26 protein-coding genes and 2 pseudogenes are annotated in these 16881 nt (G+C 49.6%); 15 read left to right on the top strand and 13 right to left on the bottom strand.

The genetic code is table 11. From position 1 onward, the window contains the following. Nucleotides 1-74: 74 nt before the first annotated feature. Nucleotides 75-215, top strand: coding sequence for a hypothetical protein (locus PMIT1303_RS07325; RefSeq protein ID WP_156486945.1), 141 nt, complete (start codon nt 75-77; stop codon nt 213-215). Between the two features lie 3 nt (nt 216-218). Here PMIT1303_RS07325 and PMIT1303_RS07320 read toward each other — a convergent pair whose 3' ends face one another. The 3 genes from PMIT1303_RS07320 to PMIT1303_RS07310 all read right to left on the bottom strand — a co-directional run bounded on the left by PMIT1303_RS07320 (nt 219) and on the right by PMIT1303_RS07310 (nt 3298). Further along, nucleotides 219-647: a cupin domain-containing protein gene (locus tag PMIT1303_RS07320; RefSeq protein ID WP_063398146.1), complete on the bottom strand. Its 429-nt coding sequence runs from the start codon at nt 645-647 to the stop codon at nt 219-221. A 149-nt stretch (nt 648-796) separates the two neighbouring features. Next, nucleotides 797-2722 (bottom strand): DUF4114 domain-containing protein, encoded by a 1926-nt coding sequence (locus PMIT1303_RS07315; protein WP_063398145.1) that lies wholly within the window; start codon nt 2720-2722, stop codon nt 797-799. A 249-nt stretch (nt 2723-2971) separates the two neighbouring features. Further along, nucleotides 2972-3298, bottom strand: a complete 327-nt coding sequence (locus PMIT1303_RS07310) for a GRAM domain-containing protein (protein WP_063398144.1) — start codon at nt 3296-3298, stop codon at nt 2972-2974. An 85-nt stretch (nt 3299-3383) separates the two neighbouring features. Here PMIT1303_RS07310 and PMIT1303_RS12875 point away from each other — a divergent pair. Further along, nucleotides 3384-3581: pseudogene (locus tag PMIT1303_RS12875) on the top strand (hypothetical protein); the annotation flags it as partial. Between the two features lie 374 nt (nt 3582-3955). Here PMIT1303_RS12875 and PMIT1303_RS07305 read toward each other — a convergent pair. Then, entirely contained in the window at nt 3956-4288 is a 333-nt protein-coding gene (locus PMIT1303_RS07305; RefSeq protein WP_011130337.1) for a DUF3303 domain-containing protein, read from the bottom strand. Between the two features lie 432 nt (nt 4289-4720). Here PMIT1303_RS07305 and PMIT1303_RS07300 point away from each other — a divergent pair, with 432 nt between their 5' ends. The 3 genes from PMIT1303_RS07300 (at nt 4721) to PMIT1303_RS07290 (ending at nt 6559) form a co-directional block, all read left to right on the top strand. Then, the gene (locus tag PMIT1303_RS07300; RefSeq protein ID WP_063398143.1) at nt 4721-5713 is read left to right on the top strand and encodes a hypothetical protein; all 993 of its coding nucleotides are present in this window, start codon (nt 4721-4723) and stop codon (nt 5711-5713) included. A gap of 386 nt (nt 5714-6099) precedes the next feature. Next, nucleotides 6100-6270 carry a hypothetical protein gene (locus PMIT1303_RS13380; protein ID WP_156486944.1) on the top strand — a complete coding sequence of 57 codons (171 nt, stop codon included), beginning with the start codon at nt 6100-6102 and terminating at the stop codon, nt 6268-6270. Nucleotides 6271-6310: 40 nt separating this feature from the next. Then, on the top strand, nt 6311-6559 hold the full coding sequence (locus PMIT1303_RS07290; RefSeq protein WP_063398141.1) for a hypothetical protein: 249 nt from the start codon (nt 6311-6313) through the stop codon (nt 6557-6559). 334 nt (nt 6560-6893) lie between these two features. On the opposite strand, the gene PMIT1303_RS07285 is transcribed toward PMIT1303_RS07290, so the two are convergent. Further along, on the bottom strand, nt 6894-7184 hold the full coding sequence (locus tag PMIT1303_RS07285; protein ID WP_231901393.1) for a hypothetical protein: 291 nt from the start codon (nt 7182-7184) through the stop codon (nt 6894-6896). Nucleotides 7185-7612: 428 nt separating this feature from the next. Between PMIT1303_RS07285 and PMIT1303_RS14015 the strand changes: the two genes are divergently transcribed. The 4 genes and pseudogenes from PMIT1303_RS14015 to PMIT1303_RS14240 all read left to right on the top strand — a co-directional run. Further along, nucleotides 7613-7759, top strand: a complete 147-nt coding sequence (locus PMIT1303_RS14015) for a hypothetical protein (protein ID WP_231901391.1) — start codon at nt 7613-7615, stop codon at nt 7757-7759. 48 nt (nt 7760-7807) lie between these two features. After that, the gene (locus PMIT1303_RS14345; protein ID WP_156486943.1) at nt 7808-7909 is read left to right on the top strand and encodes a helix-turn-helix domain-containing protein; all 102 of its coding nucleotides are present in this window, start codon (nt 7808-7810) and stop codon (nt 7907-7909) included. 23 nt (nt 7910-7932) lie between these two features. After that, nucleotides 7933-8217, top strand: coding sequence for a DUF3764 family protein (locus PMIT1303_RS07280; RefSeq protein ID WP_063398140.1), 285 nt, complete (start codon nt 7933-7935; stop codon nt 8215-8217). A gap of 342 nt (nt 8218-8559) precedes the next feature. Beyond that, a pseudogene (locus PMIT1303_RS14240) lies at nt 8560-8676 on the top strand (carbamoyl-phosphate synthase); the annotation flags it as partial. A gap of 257 nt (nt 8677-8933) precedes the next feature. Here PMIT1303_RS14240 and PMIT1303_RS07275 read toward each other — a convergent pair. Then, the gene (locus tag PMIT1303_RS07275) at nt 8934-9290 is read right to left on the bottom strand and encodes a hypothetical protein (protein WP_063398139.1); all 357 of its coding nucleotides are present in this window, start codon (nt 9288-9290) and stop codon (nt 8934-8936) included. Between the two features lie 884 nt (nt 9291-10174). Then, nucleotides 10175-10558: a hypothetical protein gene (locus PMIT1303_RS07270; RefSeq protein WP_156486942.1), complete on the bottom strand. Its 384-nt coding sequence runs from the start codon at nt 10556-10558 to the stop codon at nt 10175-10177. Nucleotides 10559-10902: 344 nt separating this feature from the next. Here PMIT1303_RS07270 and PMIT1303_RS07265 point away from each other — a divergent pair, with 344 nt between their 5' ends. Further along, on the top strand, nt 10903-11106 hold the full coding sequence (locus tag PMIT1303_RS07265) for a hypothetical protein (RefSeq protein ID WP_063398137.1): 204 nt from the start codon (nt 10903-10905) through the stop codon (nt 11104-11106). A 92-nt stretch (nt 11107-11198) separates the two neighbouring features. Here PMIT1303_RS07265 and PMIT1303_RS14235 read toward each other — a convergent pair whose 3' ends face one another. Both PMIT1303_RS14235 and PMIT1303_RS13375 read right to left on the bottom strand, forming a co-directional pair. After that, nucleotides 11199-11321 (bottom strand): hypothetical protein, encoded by a 123-nt coding sequence (locus PMIT1303_RS14235; protein WP_255359765.1) that lies wholly within the window; start codon nt 11319-11321, stop codon nt 11199-11201. A 249-nt stretch (nt 11322-11570) separates the two neighbouring features. Further along, nucleotides 11571-11726, bottom strand: a complete 156-nt coding sequence (locus tag PMIT1303_RS13375; RefSeq protein ID WP_156486941.1) for a hypothetical protein — start codon at nt 11724-11726, stop codon at nt 11571-11573. Nucleotides 11727-11873: 147 nt separating this feature from the next. Between PMIT1303_RS13375 and PMIT1303_RS07260 the strand changes: the two genes are divergently transcribed. The 3 genes from PMIT1303_RS07260 (at nt 11874) to PMIT1303_RS13370 (ending at nt 13510) form a co-directional block, all read left to right on the top strand. Further along, nucleotides 11874-12119, top strand: coding sequence for a hypothetical protein (locus tag PMIT1303_RS07260; RefSeq protein WP_231901389.1), 246 nt, complete (start codon nt 11874-11876; stop codon nt 12117-12119). 392 nt (nt 12120-12511) lie between these two features. Continuing rightward, nucleotides 12512-12754: a hypothetical protein gene (locus PMIT1303_RS12850; RefSeq protein ID WP_011825930.1), complete on the top strand. Its 243-nt coding sequence runs from the start codon at nt 12512-12514 to the stop codon at nt 12752-12754. 588 nt (nt 12755-13342) lie between these two features. Beyond that, nucleotides 13343-13510, top strand: a complete 168-nt coding sequence (locus PMIT1303_RS13370) for a hypothetical protein (RefSeq protein WP_156486940.1) — start codon at nt 13343-13345, stop codon at nt 13508-13510. A gap of 60 nt (nt 13511-13570) precedes the next feature. Here PMIT1303_RS13370 and PMIT1303_RS07250 read toward each other — a convergent pair whose 3' ends face one another. Both PMIT1303_RS07250 and PMIT1303_RS14230 read right to left on the bottom strand, forming a co-directional pair. Next, nucleotides 13571-13780: a hypothetical protein gene (locus PMIT1303_RS07250; RefSeq protein WP_197459789.1), complete on the bottom strand. Its 210-nt coding sequence runs from the start codon at nt 13778-13780 to the stop codon at nt 13571-13573. A gap of 68 nt (nt 13781-13848) precedes the next feature. Further along, nucleotides 13849-13977, bottom strand: coding sequence for a hypothetical protein (locus tag PMIT1303_RS14230; protein ID WP_255359764.1), 129 nt, complete (start codon nt 13975-13977; stop codon nt 13849-13851). A 107-nt stretch (nt 13978-14084) separates the two neighbouring features. Here PMIT1303_RS14230 and PMIT1303_RS14010 point away from each other — a divergent pair, with 107 nt between their 5' ends. Continuing rightward, the gene (locus PMIT1303_RS14010; RefSeq protein WP_231901388.1) at nt 14085-14222 is read left to right on the top strand and encodes a hypothetical protein; all 138 of its coding nucleotides are present in this window, start codon (nt 14085-14087) and stop codon (nt 14220-14222) included. Here the strand turns inward: PMIT1303_RS14010 and PMIT1303_RS07245 are convergent. After that, nucleotides 14208-14525 carry a hypothetical protein gene (locus PMIT1303_RS07245; RefSeq protein WP_156486938.1) on the bottom strand — a complete coding sequence of 106 codons (318 nt, stop codon included), beginning with the start codon at nt 14523-14525 and terminating at the stop codon, nt 14208-14210. The two genes, PMIT1303_RS14010 and PMIT1303_RS07245, sit on opposite strands and share 15 nt — an antisense overlap. Nucleotides 14526-14757: 232 nt before the next feature. After that, nucleotides 14758-14958: a hypothetical protein gene (locus PMIT1303_RS07240; RefSeq protein WP_063395349.1), complete on the bottom strand. Its 201-nt coding sequence runs from the start codon at nt 14956-14958 to the stop codon at nt 14758-14760. 235 nt (nt 14959-15193) lie between these two features. Here PMIT1303_RS07240 and PMIT1303_RS07235 point away from each other — a divergent pair, with 235 nt between their 5' ends. Continuing rightward, nucleotides 15194-16825: an FAD-dependent oxidoreductase gene (locus tag PMIT1303_RS07235; protein WP_063398134.1), complete on the top strand. Its 1632-nt coding sequence runs from the start codon at nt 15194-15196 to the stop codon at nt 16823-16825. Nucleotides 16826-16881 lie beyond the last annotated feature (56 nt).

Here is a 16881-nt window from a genome sequence, read left to right as displayed (position 1 = left end):
GAAACAGGTTTCTAGGTCGTTCTCAATTGAATAAAGAAGAGCGCCTCGAGCGATCCAAGCGCCTTATTGCATCAATGGATGCGAAGACGTTTCAAGAGCGTGCTGAACGTTTCGCACCTGCTGTTACGGGAGAGAAAGCACCGACCTATGACGGCCTAAAGCCAGGTAATGACGGATATCTTGTTGAAACGCTGTATGAGGAGCTTCCCTGCTAGCCGTCACTCAACCCGAACCATGTTTGGCATTCCCTCCACGCTGGCAAAGGTGACCAGACTCACCGCAGGTTCAGACCCTTTATTGATTACATAGTGAGGTTCTTCTGGGTTGCCCTCCAGAAAGCCATCCCCTGCTTCAACAATGTCGGTCACCTCAGCACCGTCGACGATGCGGACATTGCTCAGACTTCCCTGTTCCACCACCACCACCACTGGCGAAGGATGGATATGCAAAGGAATCTTGGCGCCAAAAGGAAGAGTGATCCGATAGACCCTCATCTCAGGTGTCCCTTCTGGATACGCAACAACTCTCCCTCCAAGGGTCCGATTCGCCCTGAAAAGCTCCTCAGTGATTGGCTGCGGTGATGCCAGCGCAGCACCTGAAAAAATCAGCACAGATGCGGCTGCAAGTCCAGAAGCCCTCAAAATCATGGTTCCTCAGTAAGCAGAGAATATATATCCAATAAGAAAGTCCCCAAAGGGTTGGTGGAAGGAAGGTTGAGGCCAGGGCAGTAGATCTTTATGTATGAGTGAACGCTTAATGGAAAAACTACAGCAAAGCGTGACTTAACTGTTGAGATTCAGACTGTGATCGTATATCGCACGGTCATGTCGGCGAAATCCTTATCTCCACCACCAAATAGATCCTCTACACCGAAGCCATTGGGACCAAGAGCAGTGAAATGCGCGGACTTGTCAGAGTTAGCGCCAGTGAAGGCAAAATACTGTTCACCAGTTACTTCGTTGATCAGCAATGGTGCATAAATCTTTCCGGCCTCGGCATTGAACTGAAATTTATTGATTTCCTTATTTTCGATTTTCAATGAACTGTTTTTGCTGGTAAGCAGATTGCTCCTCGCCACATAGTTGTAGCCACTTTCATCGGGCATCAGCGTTCTGCCAGTAACAGGGGCAACTACACCACCATCGGGTCCTGCTACCTCATAAAACTGCAATGTTGAGCTGTGAGATGCTGAGCGACTAAATGACCCGGAAATAATGACGCTGGAGTCGGTCGCAAAACCTGTTGTGTCGATCAGGTCAATCGGCTTCGGCGTCAGGAGGTTGCTAGGAAGTACCGAGGCTACGTCTTTGGAGGCTTCGAAACTTGTGTAGAAACGATGTCCATAGGGATCTTCGTACGCGTAAATTTGCTGGCCGCTGATCGTGTCTTCCACTGCTACTCCCAGCAGCTTTCCAACCGGCAAGTTACTCAATGGATTTGTCAGTACGGCTCCTTCGATTTCGACATAGGTGGCAGTCATCGCACCATTAAGGTCGTTGATGATGGCAATGGTGTGATCGACGCTCGGCATCGTAAACGGGCCTGGTGCTGCAGCCTGTGCATCCGGATTATTACCGGGTCCACCAGGGTTATAAACGGCCTGGTAATTACCACTTGATGGCATACGAACACTTCTTAGTCTCGTAATTGCGCTAAGATCACCTTCTAGGATGATGTCGTAGTAATTATCATGATCTTCCACATAAGCGGCATTTTCTATTGTTCCTGCTGGTGCTAAATCTGCTATTCCTGCAACTTTGATGGAACCATACTTGCCAATAGTGTAATCCTGATTCGATTTAGTAAGTGAAATTTTTTCGCCGTTATCGCCTTTCGCTTCAAGAATAAAGTATTTATTGAACTCGCTGGGTTGCAGGCTTGCAATACCATCTGGTGAGAATCCTGCACTGGTATAAAGGCGTAGGCGATATTGGGCTTGATCCCCATAAAGATCGCTACCGCTATTGCTAGCCGAAGTGGCGCCAACGCCGATAGGTCCGCCTTCTCCGAGCGGACTGAAGGTATTGAGTTTGGCCGCAACAAGCTTTGGGCCATTCCCTTGTACATAGGAGTTGCTGCTATCGATGGACAGTTCTGTAGCAAAGACAGGCCCTTTTGCTGAGAGCATCTGCAGAGGTGTGCCGTCATTGACGATTCGAACCGATACCGGATAGCGGGCTCCTTCACTTTCGGGGGTGAGGCGATTGCCGAAATCACCTGCCACCACAATCGTTTGGCGTTCATTGTATTCGAGGTTTGGCAAGAACCCTGCAAGGGCAGGCGATACAAGCGAACCATCGTTCAGGGTGATCTCAAAATCGCTTCCATCACCATCCAAGGTTGTTGGTAAGACTGGATAACTGAACACCAATGGCATGGTGTCTTGCAACAAAAGACTCATGCCATAAACAGCTTTAGATCCAACAACGCTTGCTGCACTAGTCAACGCGCGGAGCGTTGGACTCAGATCTGGATCAACACTTTCCCAGGCAACATTGTTTTGCTCTGCTGCCTGCTGGGCCCCTGGCCCGAGTAAGCCTGGTACTCCAATATATCCGTCAAATCCATAGTTACCAGTGAAAAACTTTGCCTCGTTAGCAAATAGATCTGCGTTGTAGTTAATTGGGGTCAGTAAGCTTAATGCTCTACCCGATGTATTTTGTTGATCTTTCTCTATGTAGGCGATCAGGGGATCGGCTAGAGAGCTGTAACGGATGGCCATAATTAGTGATTTTAGCTAGTGAACATAGTTTTGTCCTTTAAAAAAAACATTTCAGCAAGGACTGATGCCTTTATTCATTTTCAAAATTTGGACATAGATGGTCTTTCTCGGTGGATAGAATTTTGAGCACAAAAACTTTGTGAGCCATTCGATTCATGAGGTGTGACTTTATATAAATCAAGTGGATTCTATCTCACCAGAATCTCTCTGGAGAAATCTCGCTCCACTGCTGCGGGATTCTGAGTTCTGTCACTCTTTTAATTTATTAATTTCATTGATCCAAGGAGTTCTTCTAAACAGAATAAATTTATCTTCATGGCCTGAACTAGAAGTCACGGTTAGCGTGTTAGGAAAGATAGGGATAACGCCTAAGAATTTTGTCCAATCCTTTCTTAGCCTATAGATTTCAGAAATTGAGACGATGGTTACGCCTGTTTGAATGTTGAGCGCATGTGACTCAAAAATCAATCTTGCTGTGGTCAGGTAAAGTATCCCTCCAACGGACTCAATACCTCTTTGATGATTTGCCGGCGATTTCTTGACAAGCTTTTCTCCAACCTCAAGAACAGTCTTCACGCAAAGTGCCTTCTTAGTTGAAAACTACACTAGCTTCAATGAAAGAACCTTCAAGCCTTCTTTAGTTAAGTCCTAAGAAGTTGTTGCCCTTCCGATCCACCCCAAGGACCACCGGCGAATGCTGAATACCTTGCAGTATATCCATGCCAATAACAAAGCGGCTGGGGTAAGGAAAGGCTTTTATGACCCCTATTCCAACTATGGCCACTACAGCAGGATTAGGGCAGACGGCATCAGTGAATGGAGCCCTGCCTTATTAAAGCTATCGACAACGCTGGATGGATCAAGAGTATTTCATAAGGATTAGATGGAAAGATTATATATACAGTCACTGCTAACTCAGACAAGATAAAGGGACCCGCAGGCCCCCTTTAACGTGCTGTTGTATCCCAGCAAACGACGGCAGATGGGTCCCACTCCACTTGCCGCTAGCGATCACTACTCAGCACCCTCTAACTCTTTGGCTGGCTCAGCTTCTGGGAGTACAGCATGGAGTTCGCCGATTTGAAGGAAGACTGCTTAGGGGTACCAGTCTTCTTCAAGTCTTCCAGTCATTTCTAGATGCTGAATGAGATAGAAAATTTTCTTCTCTTGAACAGAACAGCTATTAAATGAACCCCGCATTTGGCGGGGTCATGACGTTTTTGTTTGATGCTATTAAACAGCACTGCGGGGTGGAAGCTTGGCAAACAGATCTTTGTGCGCATCAACTACATCTTGACAGCTCATAACAGGGGTAAATTCCATCACAATTCCGAATTGAGCACGCCAGGGAGCAAAATGTGTGAAAAGCTGCTTGTCGCTCTCTGCCCTGCACAGGATGACGACACGCCCTTCGCCTGGAGCATGAACACGGAAAAGGAGTTCAAAACCTTCAAATTTATCTTCCTTTGCCATGGCTCCACTTTCCCAGAGTTCAATAAACTGGGCATAGGCGGCTTTCTGAAGCTCAACATCTTCGAACTGGGCATCACATAGAAAGAGCTGCATTGTCTGTGAGTCGAACGACTTTACTTTCTACATGAGCAAAAAGATGTTTTTACAGTTCGTCAGGATATTAAGACTCAGCTCTTTACCAGACAGAACTTGCCGATGCGCTTTTAAGTCTTCTTTTGCAATCGCAAACACATTAGCTTTGGGAATAGCTAGAACATCGTCACCTTCTGCGTTTAGCTGTTCATGTAGTGAGCTATGTGCTTAAACTTTGGCTATGAATGCCTTGAGTTGTTCTTCTGACAGCGATTCTTCATCTCTGAACATGTCAGAACAGAGGATCAACAAAAAGCCCCTCTTTAGAGCGGGGCTTTTTGATCTGTGCAGGCACAAACCCTTAAATAGAAAAATTGCTGCAGATGATGTGGGCTGATAGCTGCAACCAAAAACATGCCCGATAATCAGTGAACTTTTAAGCGTTTAATCCCAGTGCTGCGTTCCCTTCGTCTCTCCTTATCGCTTGCTGGTGTTGCTGCTCTTGCCTTAGCCAACACTCCCATCAAACCAGTCGCAGCTCAAGACGATGGCAGTGCAGCAGACCTGGGCGTGATGGAGATCAACCTCAAGGATGCTGTTCAGTTCAACTGGGGCTTTCAAGGAGCACTGCAAGGAGCTGGTACTCCCAATCAAGCCGGTATTGGCGCCTTCCTACCGATTGCTGTTGGAGAGAACAGCGTCTTCTTTATTGATGCTCTAGCCAATGCCAACTTCTCTGATCGAGATGGTGAAAGCAGCATCGTTAATACCGATGTCGCTGGTACCACCATCAGCACCTCAACCAGGCTTGGCTATCGCTGGCTAAACGGAGACCGCAGCTGGATGTATGGCATCAACGCTGGTTATGACAGCCGGCCGATGAATACAGGTGATGCTGATACCAGCGTCAATGTCTTTGATAAGCGTGATGTCTTCTTCTCGCAGGTTGTTGCAGGGTTAGAAGCAGTCTCAGACACCTGGAACTTCAATGCCTATGCACTCGTTCCCATTGGTGATGTCGAGAAACGCCTTAATAGCCATTACGCAGGTGGTGCTCTTGATACCTACGGTTTAGATGTTGGCTACAGCATCACACAAGATCTCAATGCTTCTGTTGGTTATTACTACCAGCAAGGTGATCTCGATGATGCTGATGGGTCTGGTGTTAAAGGAAGGCTTGCCTACAACATCAGCAATGGTTTAACTCTTGGCGCCAATCTTTCTTACGATGAAGCCTTTGATACACGCTTTACAGCAGACATTAAATATCGCTTTGGAAGCAATGGCTATGGAGCACCAAGCAAGAAAGAACCCGCAGTAATGCCTGCAATTCAAGCGTTATCTGCAACACCAGCCAATCGGGATGTGAGGGTGCACGACTGTTGGTGTGGGATGGGACGGCAACCTGTGGCCTGTGGATGTGCCCCCTGGAAGCGTCCCGATTGAGTGTGTGGTGGATCCTTGACCCTCGCTTGATGGAGGATACCTGCCAAAAGCCCCTGCAGTCGCGGGGGGTTTTATTTCTTAGACCACCTCAATATTGGCTTAAGATGACATCCGATACCTGGCACCATTGACTTGCAAAAAGTTACCTTGATGTCTTCTTTAGCAGGCAACAACCAGCAATAGTTTTTCGTATTCATCACAAATTTACCTTTAAATCCTTTTGCCCTAAAACTACTTATATTCCTAACTTAATCACCACAGCCTGAGAGTTTGATCTCCATCTCTGATTCCATTTGTTATTCTAAATCTCACAGCAACTTGATGCCACTCGTCTGGGATTTGGTTGAGGCGAATATCCCAAGCCTATGGCAATCGTTGTTGACCTGGTGAAAACTTATTTTTCTTGCTCGGCGGCTGTTGTTAATTCAGCAAGGGACGGTGATTGTGGAAGTCGCTTTACCGCCATGGATAAAGGAGATGGATTTCATCAGCTGTCCGTTTTGGGTGAAGTAGGTGATCCAGGTGCCGTTAGTGAAAGGCATGAGAGAGGTAGTTAGTAAGACCAGGTTAAGTTGACTGAGCAGACCTTGTAGACGTATGGGTTCTATTGCCGAATTACGGGAAGAGATGCTGGTGTTGGAGAAGTATTGGGAGCGAGGTATTGAGCTTCATTCTGTTGGCGTATTGGACGGGGAAGAGTTTGGGGAATGGGGAGTTGTATGTATGAGTGCGATGGTGGTGATGGGACTTGATGGGATGCAGTTTGTGATCAAGTCGAGATTGGAGGCGTTAGCTATCCACCCATTGAGAAGTTTAGTCAGGTTCCGGCCCACCTCCTCGCTGTAATGGTTGAGCAGTGATAGTGATCAGCGATCTGTTGCCAGGAGTAGCCCATATGTCGATAGCGCTGGATTCTGTTGTGACGTGATTCGGTAGCCCAGAGAAGGATGAGGAGAGGGAGCAAGACAAGAGGGAGCAAGACGAGAATTGCTGCCCATGCCAAAAGACAAGTGAAAGTGATTGGTTTTAAAGCTTGTGGGTGTTTGCCGGAGGTGGCTCAAAGCCATCGCTGCCGACATCCCTACGCTACAGAAAATTCACTTAGACGTGATTGCTGCGCTTGCTTCTGATTTGAGGGAAGTGGTCCACACCGGACGTCCATTGAGTGAGCCATCTCTCTTTATCGAGCTTCGTCATAGGCCATAGCCATTGTCTTCAGGAGGTATTTCAGGAGGGGGACTGTGCCTGTCCCTTCTAACGCTTCCCCGATCAGAGCAATCTCTTTAGGAGTACTCGGGAGGTGATAAACATCTGACAGCAGTTGTCGGGCATGACCCCGTAAGCGGTCGTCGCTTGTCTCTTGGGTAAATCGAACAGTGTCTTTTATCAGTTGGAGCGATTCAGCATCAGCCTCATCGGCTGCTTGCCAACGTTCTAACAGCTCGTCGAAGTAGGTCTGATTCATCGTCATCACCCTCAATAATTTCAAAAGGGGATCCCTGGTGACGCGTCACCTTAAGGTGCCGACTCAATCTGTTACACCTACGTAACAATCAAATAGTTCGGATCTAGGTCAGAAGGATGGACCAATAGGGCCTGAGTTATGGACCGTCTACCGCAAGAGTAAAGGCGGAAAAAAAGGGGAACGCACTGACCCTCATCGACCCAATGCCCTGCTAGTCAAAGACTCAGATGGCACTCCTAGCGACTGGAACCTGCAGAGCCATCTACAGATTGGCGAACAACTTCCGCCATTAGGACAACAAGGCAACGCTGGTGATGCACTTGGCACTTATCTCAAGCGCAAGGCGATATGGCAGCAACTACGACAAGACGCTGATCATGCTGGTGAGGTATTAAAGCCCTATACATTTAGGCATCGCTACGCCAAAGCATCACATGCAGCGAATCTGCCTGTCGCCAATATTGCTGAAGCCATGGGACACACGGATTGAGGTGCACCTAAGTAGCTATGCCCGCTTTACACCAGATGCAACAGCAGACCTCTATGCGCAGGTGAATGCGGGCACTGCACAGGTGAACTGAAATTGGATTCCACCATTTCCGTGATGCTTTCTCAACCTTCATCAAACGTTGCTTGAGTGCTATCGATGCATGGGCGACAGCTGGCAACAGATCGCAGAGCGGTATCAATGTTCAGCGCGTACAGCTAGGCGGTGGGTAATCATGGTCTAATTGGTCGAAATTTTTCATTGGGAATGGCAATCGAAACCACCGTGTTTGACTTCAAAATCAGTAAAACCTTTGACGAGTGGAGAGCTGTTTACGACAGTGAAGACAACAAATCAATGTTGAAAGCAGGCGGAATCACATCTCTGTACAGAGGCTTACACAAAGAAGATTCATCAAGAGCGATTGTGATATTCCAAGCTGAGGAGGGAGTTGCAATGGGCATGTGGAATGACCCTGAGGCAAAAGTAATGATTGAATCAAGTGGTCATATCTATGACGAAACAGCAATTACTCAATGGATCGCTCATTAGGCGACAGCTAAACCAACACCGGTAGGAGGTGGGCTATCGCTTGATTAATTGTCAATCGTTTGCGGGGCTCGAGAAAGTAGGGCCCCTAAGCCACCTCATCCGGGAATCCCGCCCAGGCCCCCTCGAGCCCAAGGGGGTTGTAGTGGCTTTCGTCAGGTCTAGATCTAGATGCTTGGGGAGTCATTGGTGCTAACCAGACAGACCTATTACTCCCGCTGCATAAGGCAGGGCTTTTAAAGGAGAAACACCTCGCTCTTTATTCATTCCTGCAGTTGATGTGGCCTGATAGCTGCAACCAAAAACATGCCAGAGAATGAATGACCTTTTAATCGTTTTATTCCAGTGCAGCGTTCTGTTCGTCTCTCCTTATCGCTGACTGGTGTTGCAGCTCTTGCCTTAGCCAACTCTCCTATCCAACCAGTAGCTGCTCAAGAAGACGACGGCGCTGCAGCAGACCTCGCCTAAATAACTTGCTCAATGCAATCCGTATCGCAAAGGTTTAGCATAAATAAAATATAAACAAATAAAAGCAAACTTTAGTAATACTACCAAGAACCCTTTCGCCATTTGACTTTTATTTTCGATTAGCCTGATATAAGAGATATCAATATAATCTGAATAGCCTTATATTTAAAACATGTACTAAATACTAAAAGAGCACGTTCTCTTAGAAGGGTGATTTCAGTCTAATTTGCATAAAGATTGATCAGTAATTGCTATTGATCTGCGTGCCTGCTGCTAGCGGCGGCTTCCCTCCACTTGCTTGCAAAGCGCTCCCATGCCATGCCTCCGCCGGCCACAGCTGCTAGAGCTGCAGAGGTGTTTGGATGTATGTCTAGGCTGCCTCCGCCGGCCACAGCCCCTAGAGCTTCAGTACCTAGCTCTATATCACTAAATTCATCGTTCTCATCCATCTGAGAAATAAACTGAAGAGCTTCATCAGCCGTAATCACAAAACCATCATCAGCCTCGACTGCCATCTGGATGATCTCGGCTATCGCCGTATCTTGATCAAGGATGTCCTGAGAACCCAGCTCTGATAGCTTCCCGGGATTTACGTCTCTACTTGTCACTGCTCAAGTAATGGTCATTTAATGATTATCAGAGTAGTCGGCTTTAGCGCAGCTGTCATGATCTGAGTCACATCTTTTTGTGAGCTGCATCACAGGTAGTCATCGTGTTGCAAACGAATTACTTTGGATTGGAATCTTCGGCTCAATCAAATTCCAGAAGATTGGCATCAAGTTTCTGTGAAGTTCCGCAGGGCCAATGGATCTCAGCAACGCTCAGCTGATCTAGGAACGCAGAATTGGATACCGCTACCGGGTACAGCCAAAGGCAGAAGGCATCCCTTATATCGAAAGCAGCAGTAGCTGTACGGGTAAACAATTAAAAACCCCGCACAAGGCGGGGCGTTGATGGTTTTGTCGGGGGATTGATCGCCCACAACACTTCGCGCCCTGCTTTCCCCATCACGGGTTTTGTATAGCTCTTAGCCGTAGCTTCAGGCTCCCCGACAGATCAGTCAGAGGCAAAGCCAAAGGCCACTTTCAACGTAATATCTATAAGTCAATTCTGTACCCCAGCTTCCTCCATGTGTCGGATTACAGTTGCTCAAATCTTTTGCCCAGTTTCTCTTCCTTAAGTCGCTAAGCGTGTAGGTCTTTGTTTAACCAAATCCATCGCTGAGTGGATGTTCGTATTTACTATTCTTAAATACTGTCGGGCGATTTCTATCTGTAATTGCTAGCCGCGGAGTGCCATCATTGCCCTGATATTCAATACCTTGTTCATATCAACAAGTATTCCAGCGTCAGCAGGAGTAGTAGTAATAAACGATGCACCGATATCAGCAGCAGACGCGATTGCAGAAAAGAGTTTTATTTGAACCTGTATTGTGAGGCTCTTGTCTCGTGAAAACCCCTCACTTGGCGGGGATAATTGATGATTCTTGCCTTTAAGTGCGCTGGGCGGACCCTGCCTTGTAACCAGGATATTCATGCTCCGCGAGCCTTCGAGCTTCGGACTGGCTGGTAGCCATGACCTCAACGTGTAAAGGGCGATCTGCCGTGGCCAAGGCGATCACTTCATCCCAAGACAGCTCAGCCTTGGGGTCAACACTTCCGCCATCAATGCGGGCCTTATTCAAGCTGCAACCTTGAGCCATTTTTACAGTCCACAATTGCTCGAACTTTGTCTCGAGCTCATCCAAACAGGAAGACAGGGCGACTGCGGTCACTTCGCTTTGATCAATTTGAGTTGCCATTGATTTAATTGAGTTATGAGGGCCTTCCCCCTCTGACATATCCACCATCTCTGAATCAGCCAGGAACCACATCACCTAAACGGGGAGAAGAATCCTTGATCTATTCCCCAATTTGGGGGATATTAAAAATAACTCTCAACGGGAAACTGCGATTGTCAACTCCTTTTCAGTAATAATGGATGAGCAACAACAGCTAATCAGCTACTTCGATAAATTCAGAGTTGAAATTTTAGAAAAACTAAACTCCGACACCACAACGGGGCTTTTGTCTGACGAATAGCAAAAGCTGGTTTGCGTCCTTTGTGCGTCCTAGGAGCTCTTGATTTGTCAGGCCAAAGCCAGCCGCCAGGCCTTTGCAAGGCTCAATTTTTAAAACCTAAAAACGCCCCGTAATTTAAAAGTGTCGGCATCCCAGCTGCTTGCACAAGCTGCTTGAAGCCAACGACCAACGCAGCCACATGGACCTCATGACACCGACCAACTTCCTAGATACGCAGCAAGCAGCAGAGCTGCTAAGCGTTTTTGGTTGCTGGTTACGTCAGCGCAAGGCCAAAAGGATTTTCAAACCCGGCACCTACGACGTCTATTCGACTGGAAACATGCAAGGCGATGTCATCCCATAGCAAGGTTCTGCGGATGTTTCCAGTGGAATTGCGTTTGGCACCGATTTTTGAAGTGGGTTCAATAAGGAATCAGTTCCTAACTGGTCTGGGGGCTATATGAACTGGATTACTTCTGAGACGCTGAGGTGTCCTCGGGAATAGAGGAAGTCTCCTTTGAAGTGATCATGGACGGTGAGGGCGACGTCTGTTTTGACGGTTGGTAAAAGGACCGCCATGTCGAGGCTGCCGAGCAGCGAGTTGGGGGCTTGAGCCAAGCGCTTCTAGACATCGTTTCCGTGGCGGCTTGTGTAACCATCGAGGACTTTCCCATTTTTCTTTGTCAATCCCGGACACTTTTTTTGTCTTATTGAGCCAGCAACTTGACGTGCCTTGGATCTTTTACCGATTTTGCAGTTGATTCTTTGGGAACCCCATAAAAAAGGCCCTGGCGTGGGGCCTGCAGATCTCCGCTTTTTTAAAACTAGTCAGACCAGAGATCGGAGCCGCTTGTCGTCATCAATCTCTCCATCCATAACGGCGAAGGCGTTTTCACCGTGAACAAAATCAAAGGCTGACTTGGAGACGTGACCCTTATGGACCATGACCTCACGGTTGAGGCCAATGGCTAGATGCTTGGTCATTTTCATGTCCTTGGCACAGACTGACCCTGAAGTTCCTGGAGTGTCATGGGAGGGTCGCGATCTGCCCTCTTGCGCGAATCAGGACTCCAAGTCCAAGGGTGAGCGGTTTCAGCCATTGCGGGTCGTGGTGTCACTCCTTGCCCCCTTGTGTTCAGAGCTACATTTGATACATCAAGGGGTGACGCAGTGTTGAGGAATTGGGTGGGGCTTGAGAAGGCCTCACACGGCACGATCGAGAGCGCACGCTCCCAGGTCGATTCACTAGACGACATTGAGGAGATGAGAGTTCTGCTCAAGAATGTCATTTCAGCTCACGACACGCTCATGCAAAGGCTGGAAGACAAGCTCACCAACATGACCAACTACATGGCCCTGTCCAAAAAAGGCCAATAAAAAGCCTCCCGGAGGAGGCCCTGTCCTTTCGACACACGCTCTAGCAACATCCATCACTGGTCAGGGATGAGTGCTTGTACCTGTTCTGCTTGTCAGGAAGGTCTTTTGGAGAAGTAGAACAGAACTACGACACTCCTCACACAGCGTGGTTGGGCGGTACTCGTTGGGGCCGCCCTTTTCTTACGCGCTTGTGATCCGTCATGGGCCTTCGATGCAGCCCATCAAAATCAGCCGGCCTGGTTTTTATGACACATCGGAATGTAATCAAAGCCGTCCTTAGACGTGTCAACATCAGGGAGTTACTGGATCAAGGCCCTGAGGGCGGGGCCTTTTTTCATGCCAGGAAGTCTTCTCGCAGTCGCTAAGCCCTGGTGTATTTCTGCCTGCTAAGCATGATGATGCGTGCCAATAGAGAGCTGGAATTGACAGAACCTGACCCGGCAGTTTTAGACGCCCTTGTCACTAAGGCTTTAGAGCTTTCGGCAAGTGCAGGCGGGGAGTTGGAGCGCAGCTGCTGGATGGTGGTTCATGAGCATGCTCACGGAGTAAAGCCAACGGAGTACGACATCCGAGAAATTGACGAGCAGCTTTATCTGAAGGTTCTGGAGACCAGCCGATCCAGATCAGTTTGCTGAGACAGAGAGGTCGAATAACCTGACGTAGCTTCTTAGAAATCAGACTAAGAGCTAAGCAGTCCCGCAACTCGCCGCTCATCGAAGGGAATTCCACACCAGGAGTTGTCCCTCCCTTCTGCCAGCACTCCGCAGCAGTTACAGCTGAACGCATTCCAGGTGAACTTGGCGTTCCCAATTCGGCTTTGGCTCATCTGTTAAGAGTTGGCCAGGACGCACCCCTCACCATTAAGAGCCTTTGCTAGTACTTATATCCTATTAAGTCCCATGGCCAAGGGGTGCTCCTCTTCCACGCCCCCTGACGTTTCTCAACTAAGCAGTTAGGGACAAGACAATCCGCCTAAAACCCTATGCCACCTGAACTGTTGAGGCTCTATCTATTTGAGATTGGGATTGTTGTTATTGGTGCTGCTGCCTTCTTTGCCTGGCGTTTTGGAGGTAACGGTGACGACGGCTGATTGACAGCCCAACCTCACAGTGTTCAGCTCGAAAGACTTGCTTGGCCTCATGGGTTCGATGTAATTGGGTCAGTGTTCAAAGTGCTTTTCTGCCCCTAAAACAGCTAGGACAACAGGAGACACATCGAAAACTATGGAAGACACCGCTGTTCAAGCAGGCGACAATGTGCGCTATCTGCTGGTTGCACTCGGTGTTATTGGTGGTGGTGGTCTAGCTGTCTGGCTTCAAAGGGATAAGAAAGCCGACAAGAAACCGAAGCAAAAACAATTTGTTCCCAAGAACACGAAAGGGTTTCAGTGATTGACTGCCCAAAACAAGTGATGAGATCACACCAAGTGCCAGGGTTTTTCTTTTGGATGTTCAATCAGCCCACGTGGCCGTGCAGCGATAGCGCGTGCTCATGGCAACAGCAATTGTCATGCAGGACATATCAGTGACAGTCTTACCTTGAGGGACTTTTCGCTGCGCCTGCGCCTGTGCCATCTCCTCCGATTCACCATCAGCCGTCGCTTCTCCTGCCCGAACGGAACCAGGCCAGGAAGCCAGCAGCACCAATAACAACGATCCCACCGAATAGATAAAGCAATTCTTTCTGAACAAGGTTGTCCTCCATAGGTTCTGACCAGTCTCTTCTTGTCCTAGCGCCTTTGTTGAGAAACGTCAGAGACGTAGAAGCGCAGAGCATCTTTGGCGCTGGGGCTCAGTAGTACATAGATATTGACGCGCAGGTCTCGATGCTGAGAGAGGTCAGGAATGGCAAGACGCACTGTTTATCTGACCCAAAGGGTTATTGGTATCTGCGCTTTAAAGATGTTCTCGGCCGTAGCTCTCTAGATCGCCGATTGAAGTGATCAAAGCCCGCCCGATGAAAGGCGTGCCGTCCCTCCTAAAAACCAAGAGGATCTACCTGCAAGTGGATGAGGCCAGGGAGCTATCGAAAAAGAGTGCAAGAACAGGGCTGGATGGCCACGGCATCCCACTAGTGGTAATGGTCGTGTCACCCTCCTGGTAATGGCCTCCAATCATCTGAGACCTGTGAAGGGCTATGTGCGAAGGTCTTCTCCAGATCCCTTTTGAATGAATCATCTCGACTGATTGGGCTGTGATCGCGTCCTGATTCAGTGTCTAGGCTGATTTCCTGTGAAAGCCTGACCTCTTTTGTTGCTCTGAACCACCCCAGTTCTTTGGCGATCCCAAAAAACGGCCAGATAGCGAAATAGAGGCAAATGATCGCAAGGCCTACATATCCACCGTTCAATTCCATACCGGAGAACTGACAAACGATTGCTGTATTCAGCATGGCCACAAGAGGCACGAACAGGAAGCGAACAGTACAAAGAGCAAAGAAACGGCTCGAAGCTCCTCTTGCTCAAGAGGAGAAGAACTCATTGAGGGTCTACATGCTCATTGCAAACGTGTTGAGCAATAGCAAAACAATATCCTTGAGTATCTAGAATTCATGAGCGAAGACAACTCTCGCCTTCTTAAGATAAGAGTGTGGTAGCAAGATCAGAAAGAGAACTGAAGGTGGCGAGTTAACCCTCCGATCATTCAATAAGTCCATCTGCCTCCAGCTCCTCTCGATGCTTAAGGGCTCTTCTCAATTGGCCTGCAACAAAAGGAATGTGGAGTGCATACTTCTGCAGTTGAGCCCGCTCCTCGAGGCTGACAGGTTCTCCAGTCGCTAAGCGATGGATGATCTCCTCAACACGTCTACGAGTGTCTGTTCTCAGGGTGCGAAAAACCATTTTTTTTGCACAGCTCTCCGAAGCGTTAACCCAATTTAGGTCAGTTTTTAGTCGCTCTTAACGAGAGAGAGGGGTATTGCTCCGCTACCCCATATAAGAAGAGAAGAAGCACTCATAGTTGCTCTGTAGTGACAACGAAGATTTCCTCCAAGAGTTGGCCTTGTCACAAGGTGGCTAAGGAAGCCCATGGTCCATGAGTTCATCTCTTTAGCTTGGGCCGATGTAAAACAGCGTCATGGCCGAAGGTTTTCCGGGTAAAAAGCAATCCCATGCGGTTGTCATCGGGGCAGGCTGGGCTGGCTGGGGTGCGGCCAAGGCACTCTGCGAAGCGGGTGTTCGCGTGACCCTGATGGATGGGATGGCGGATCCAACCGGCAGCCAGCCCCTCACCACGCCAAGTGGCAAACCGTTCGAGGCAGGCACCCGGGGGTTCTGGAAGGATTATCCCAACATCAATGCCCTGACGGCAGAGCTCGGGCTCGGCTCGATTTTCACGGAGTTCACCACTAGTGCGTTCTGGTCACCCGAAGGCCTGGAGGCGACGGCTCCTGTCTTCGGTGACGCTCCGCTGTGGCCGAGTCCCCTGGGTCAGGTTGCTGCAACGATCAATAACTTCAAGCGCCTGCCTGTTGCTGATCGGCTCAGCATCGCCGGCCTGCTCTACGCCATGCTCGATCTGAACCGCAGCGATGCGGTATACAGGAGCTACGACGCGATCGATGCGCTGACGCTGTTTAGACAGCTCAGGATCAGTGATCGCATGATTGATGATTTCCTGCGGCCCACGTTGCTGGTGGGGCTGTTTAAGCCGCCGGAGGAGCTGTCGGCCGCTGTCACGATGGAGCTCCTCTACTACTACGCCCTGGCGCATCAGGATTCCTTCGATGTGCGTTGGATCAGGTCGAAAAGCATCGCCGAACAGCTGATTGCGCCGCTCAGTGAGCGGCTGCAGGAGCAGCATCAGCTCGAGGTGCTGGGCGGCACCCTGGCCACCCGGCTGAACATCTCGCCGGAGACTCAGGCCATCCGCTCGGTGGGAACCCGTTCCGTAACAACTGGGAGCACCGGTTTAATCGAGGATGTCGATGCCGTGGTGCTTGCGGTGAGTGCCAAAGGAATGGGTGCCTTGATGGCGCAATCCCCGCAGTGCGGCGCGCTGGCGCCGGAGCTTGTGCGTGCCGCCACGCTCGGATCGATCGATGTGGTGTCGATCCGTCTGTGGCTGGATCGCACCGTGCCGGTCGCCGATCCCGCCAATGTGTTCTCACGTTTCAGCGCACTGAGAGGCGCCGGAGCCACCTTCTTCATGTTGGATCAACTGCAGCGGGAGTCGGAGCAGGCGCTCTGGGGTGATCAGCCACCGCAGGGTTCGGTGATCGCCAGCGACTTCTACAACGCCTCGGCCATCGCCGAGCTGAGCGATCAGGAGATCGTCGACTGCCTGATGCAGGATCTGCTGCCCATAGCGCAGCCTGCCTTCAGGGGGGCCAGGGTCGTGGATCAGGAGGTGCGGCGTTATCCGGGTTCGGTGTCTCTCTTCTCGCCGGGAAGTTTCAGCAAGCGGCCACCAATGGAGACGTCACTGGCTTCGGTTGTCTGCGCCGGCGACTGGGTGCGGATGGGCGAGAAAGAACATGGTGCTAAAGGCCTTTGTCAGGAACGCGCCTACGTGTGCGGTCTGGAAGCGGGCAACTCACTTCTCAGGCGCGGGATCGTGAGGGGCGCCGACCTACCCATGACCCTGCAGCACTCTGTGATCCCCATCCGCGCCGATGAACCGCAGGTGCTGCTCGGGCGTGCCCTTAACAAGCTGGTGATGGACCCCCTCGAGGCCTTCGGGATCCAGTGGCCTTGGTTGGCTAGCTAGCTAGCGATTCTCAAGGGATTGGCGATGACGATTCAACAGGCTGAGATTCGTTCAGT

It is taken from the genome of Prochlorococcus sp. MIT 1303 (assembly GCF_001631965.1).
In the GTDB taxonomy this organism is placed as follows: Bacteria; Cyanobacteriota; Cyanobacteriia; order PCC-6307; family Cyanobiaceae; genus Prochlorococcus; species Prochlorococcus marinus_D.
The sequence above is the reverse complement of the archived record's forward strand: the minus strand, read 5'-3'. Positions and strand labels throughout refer to the sequence as shown.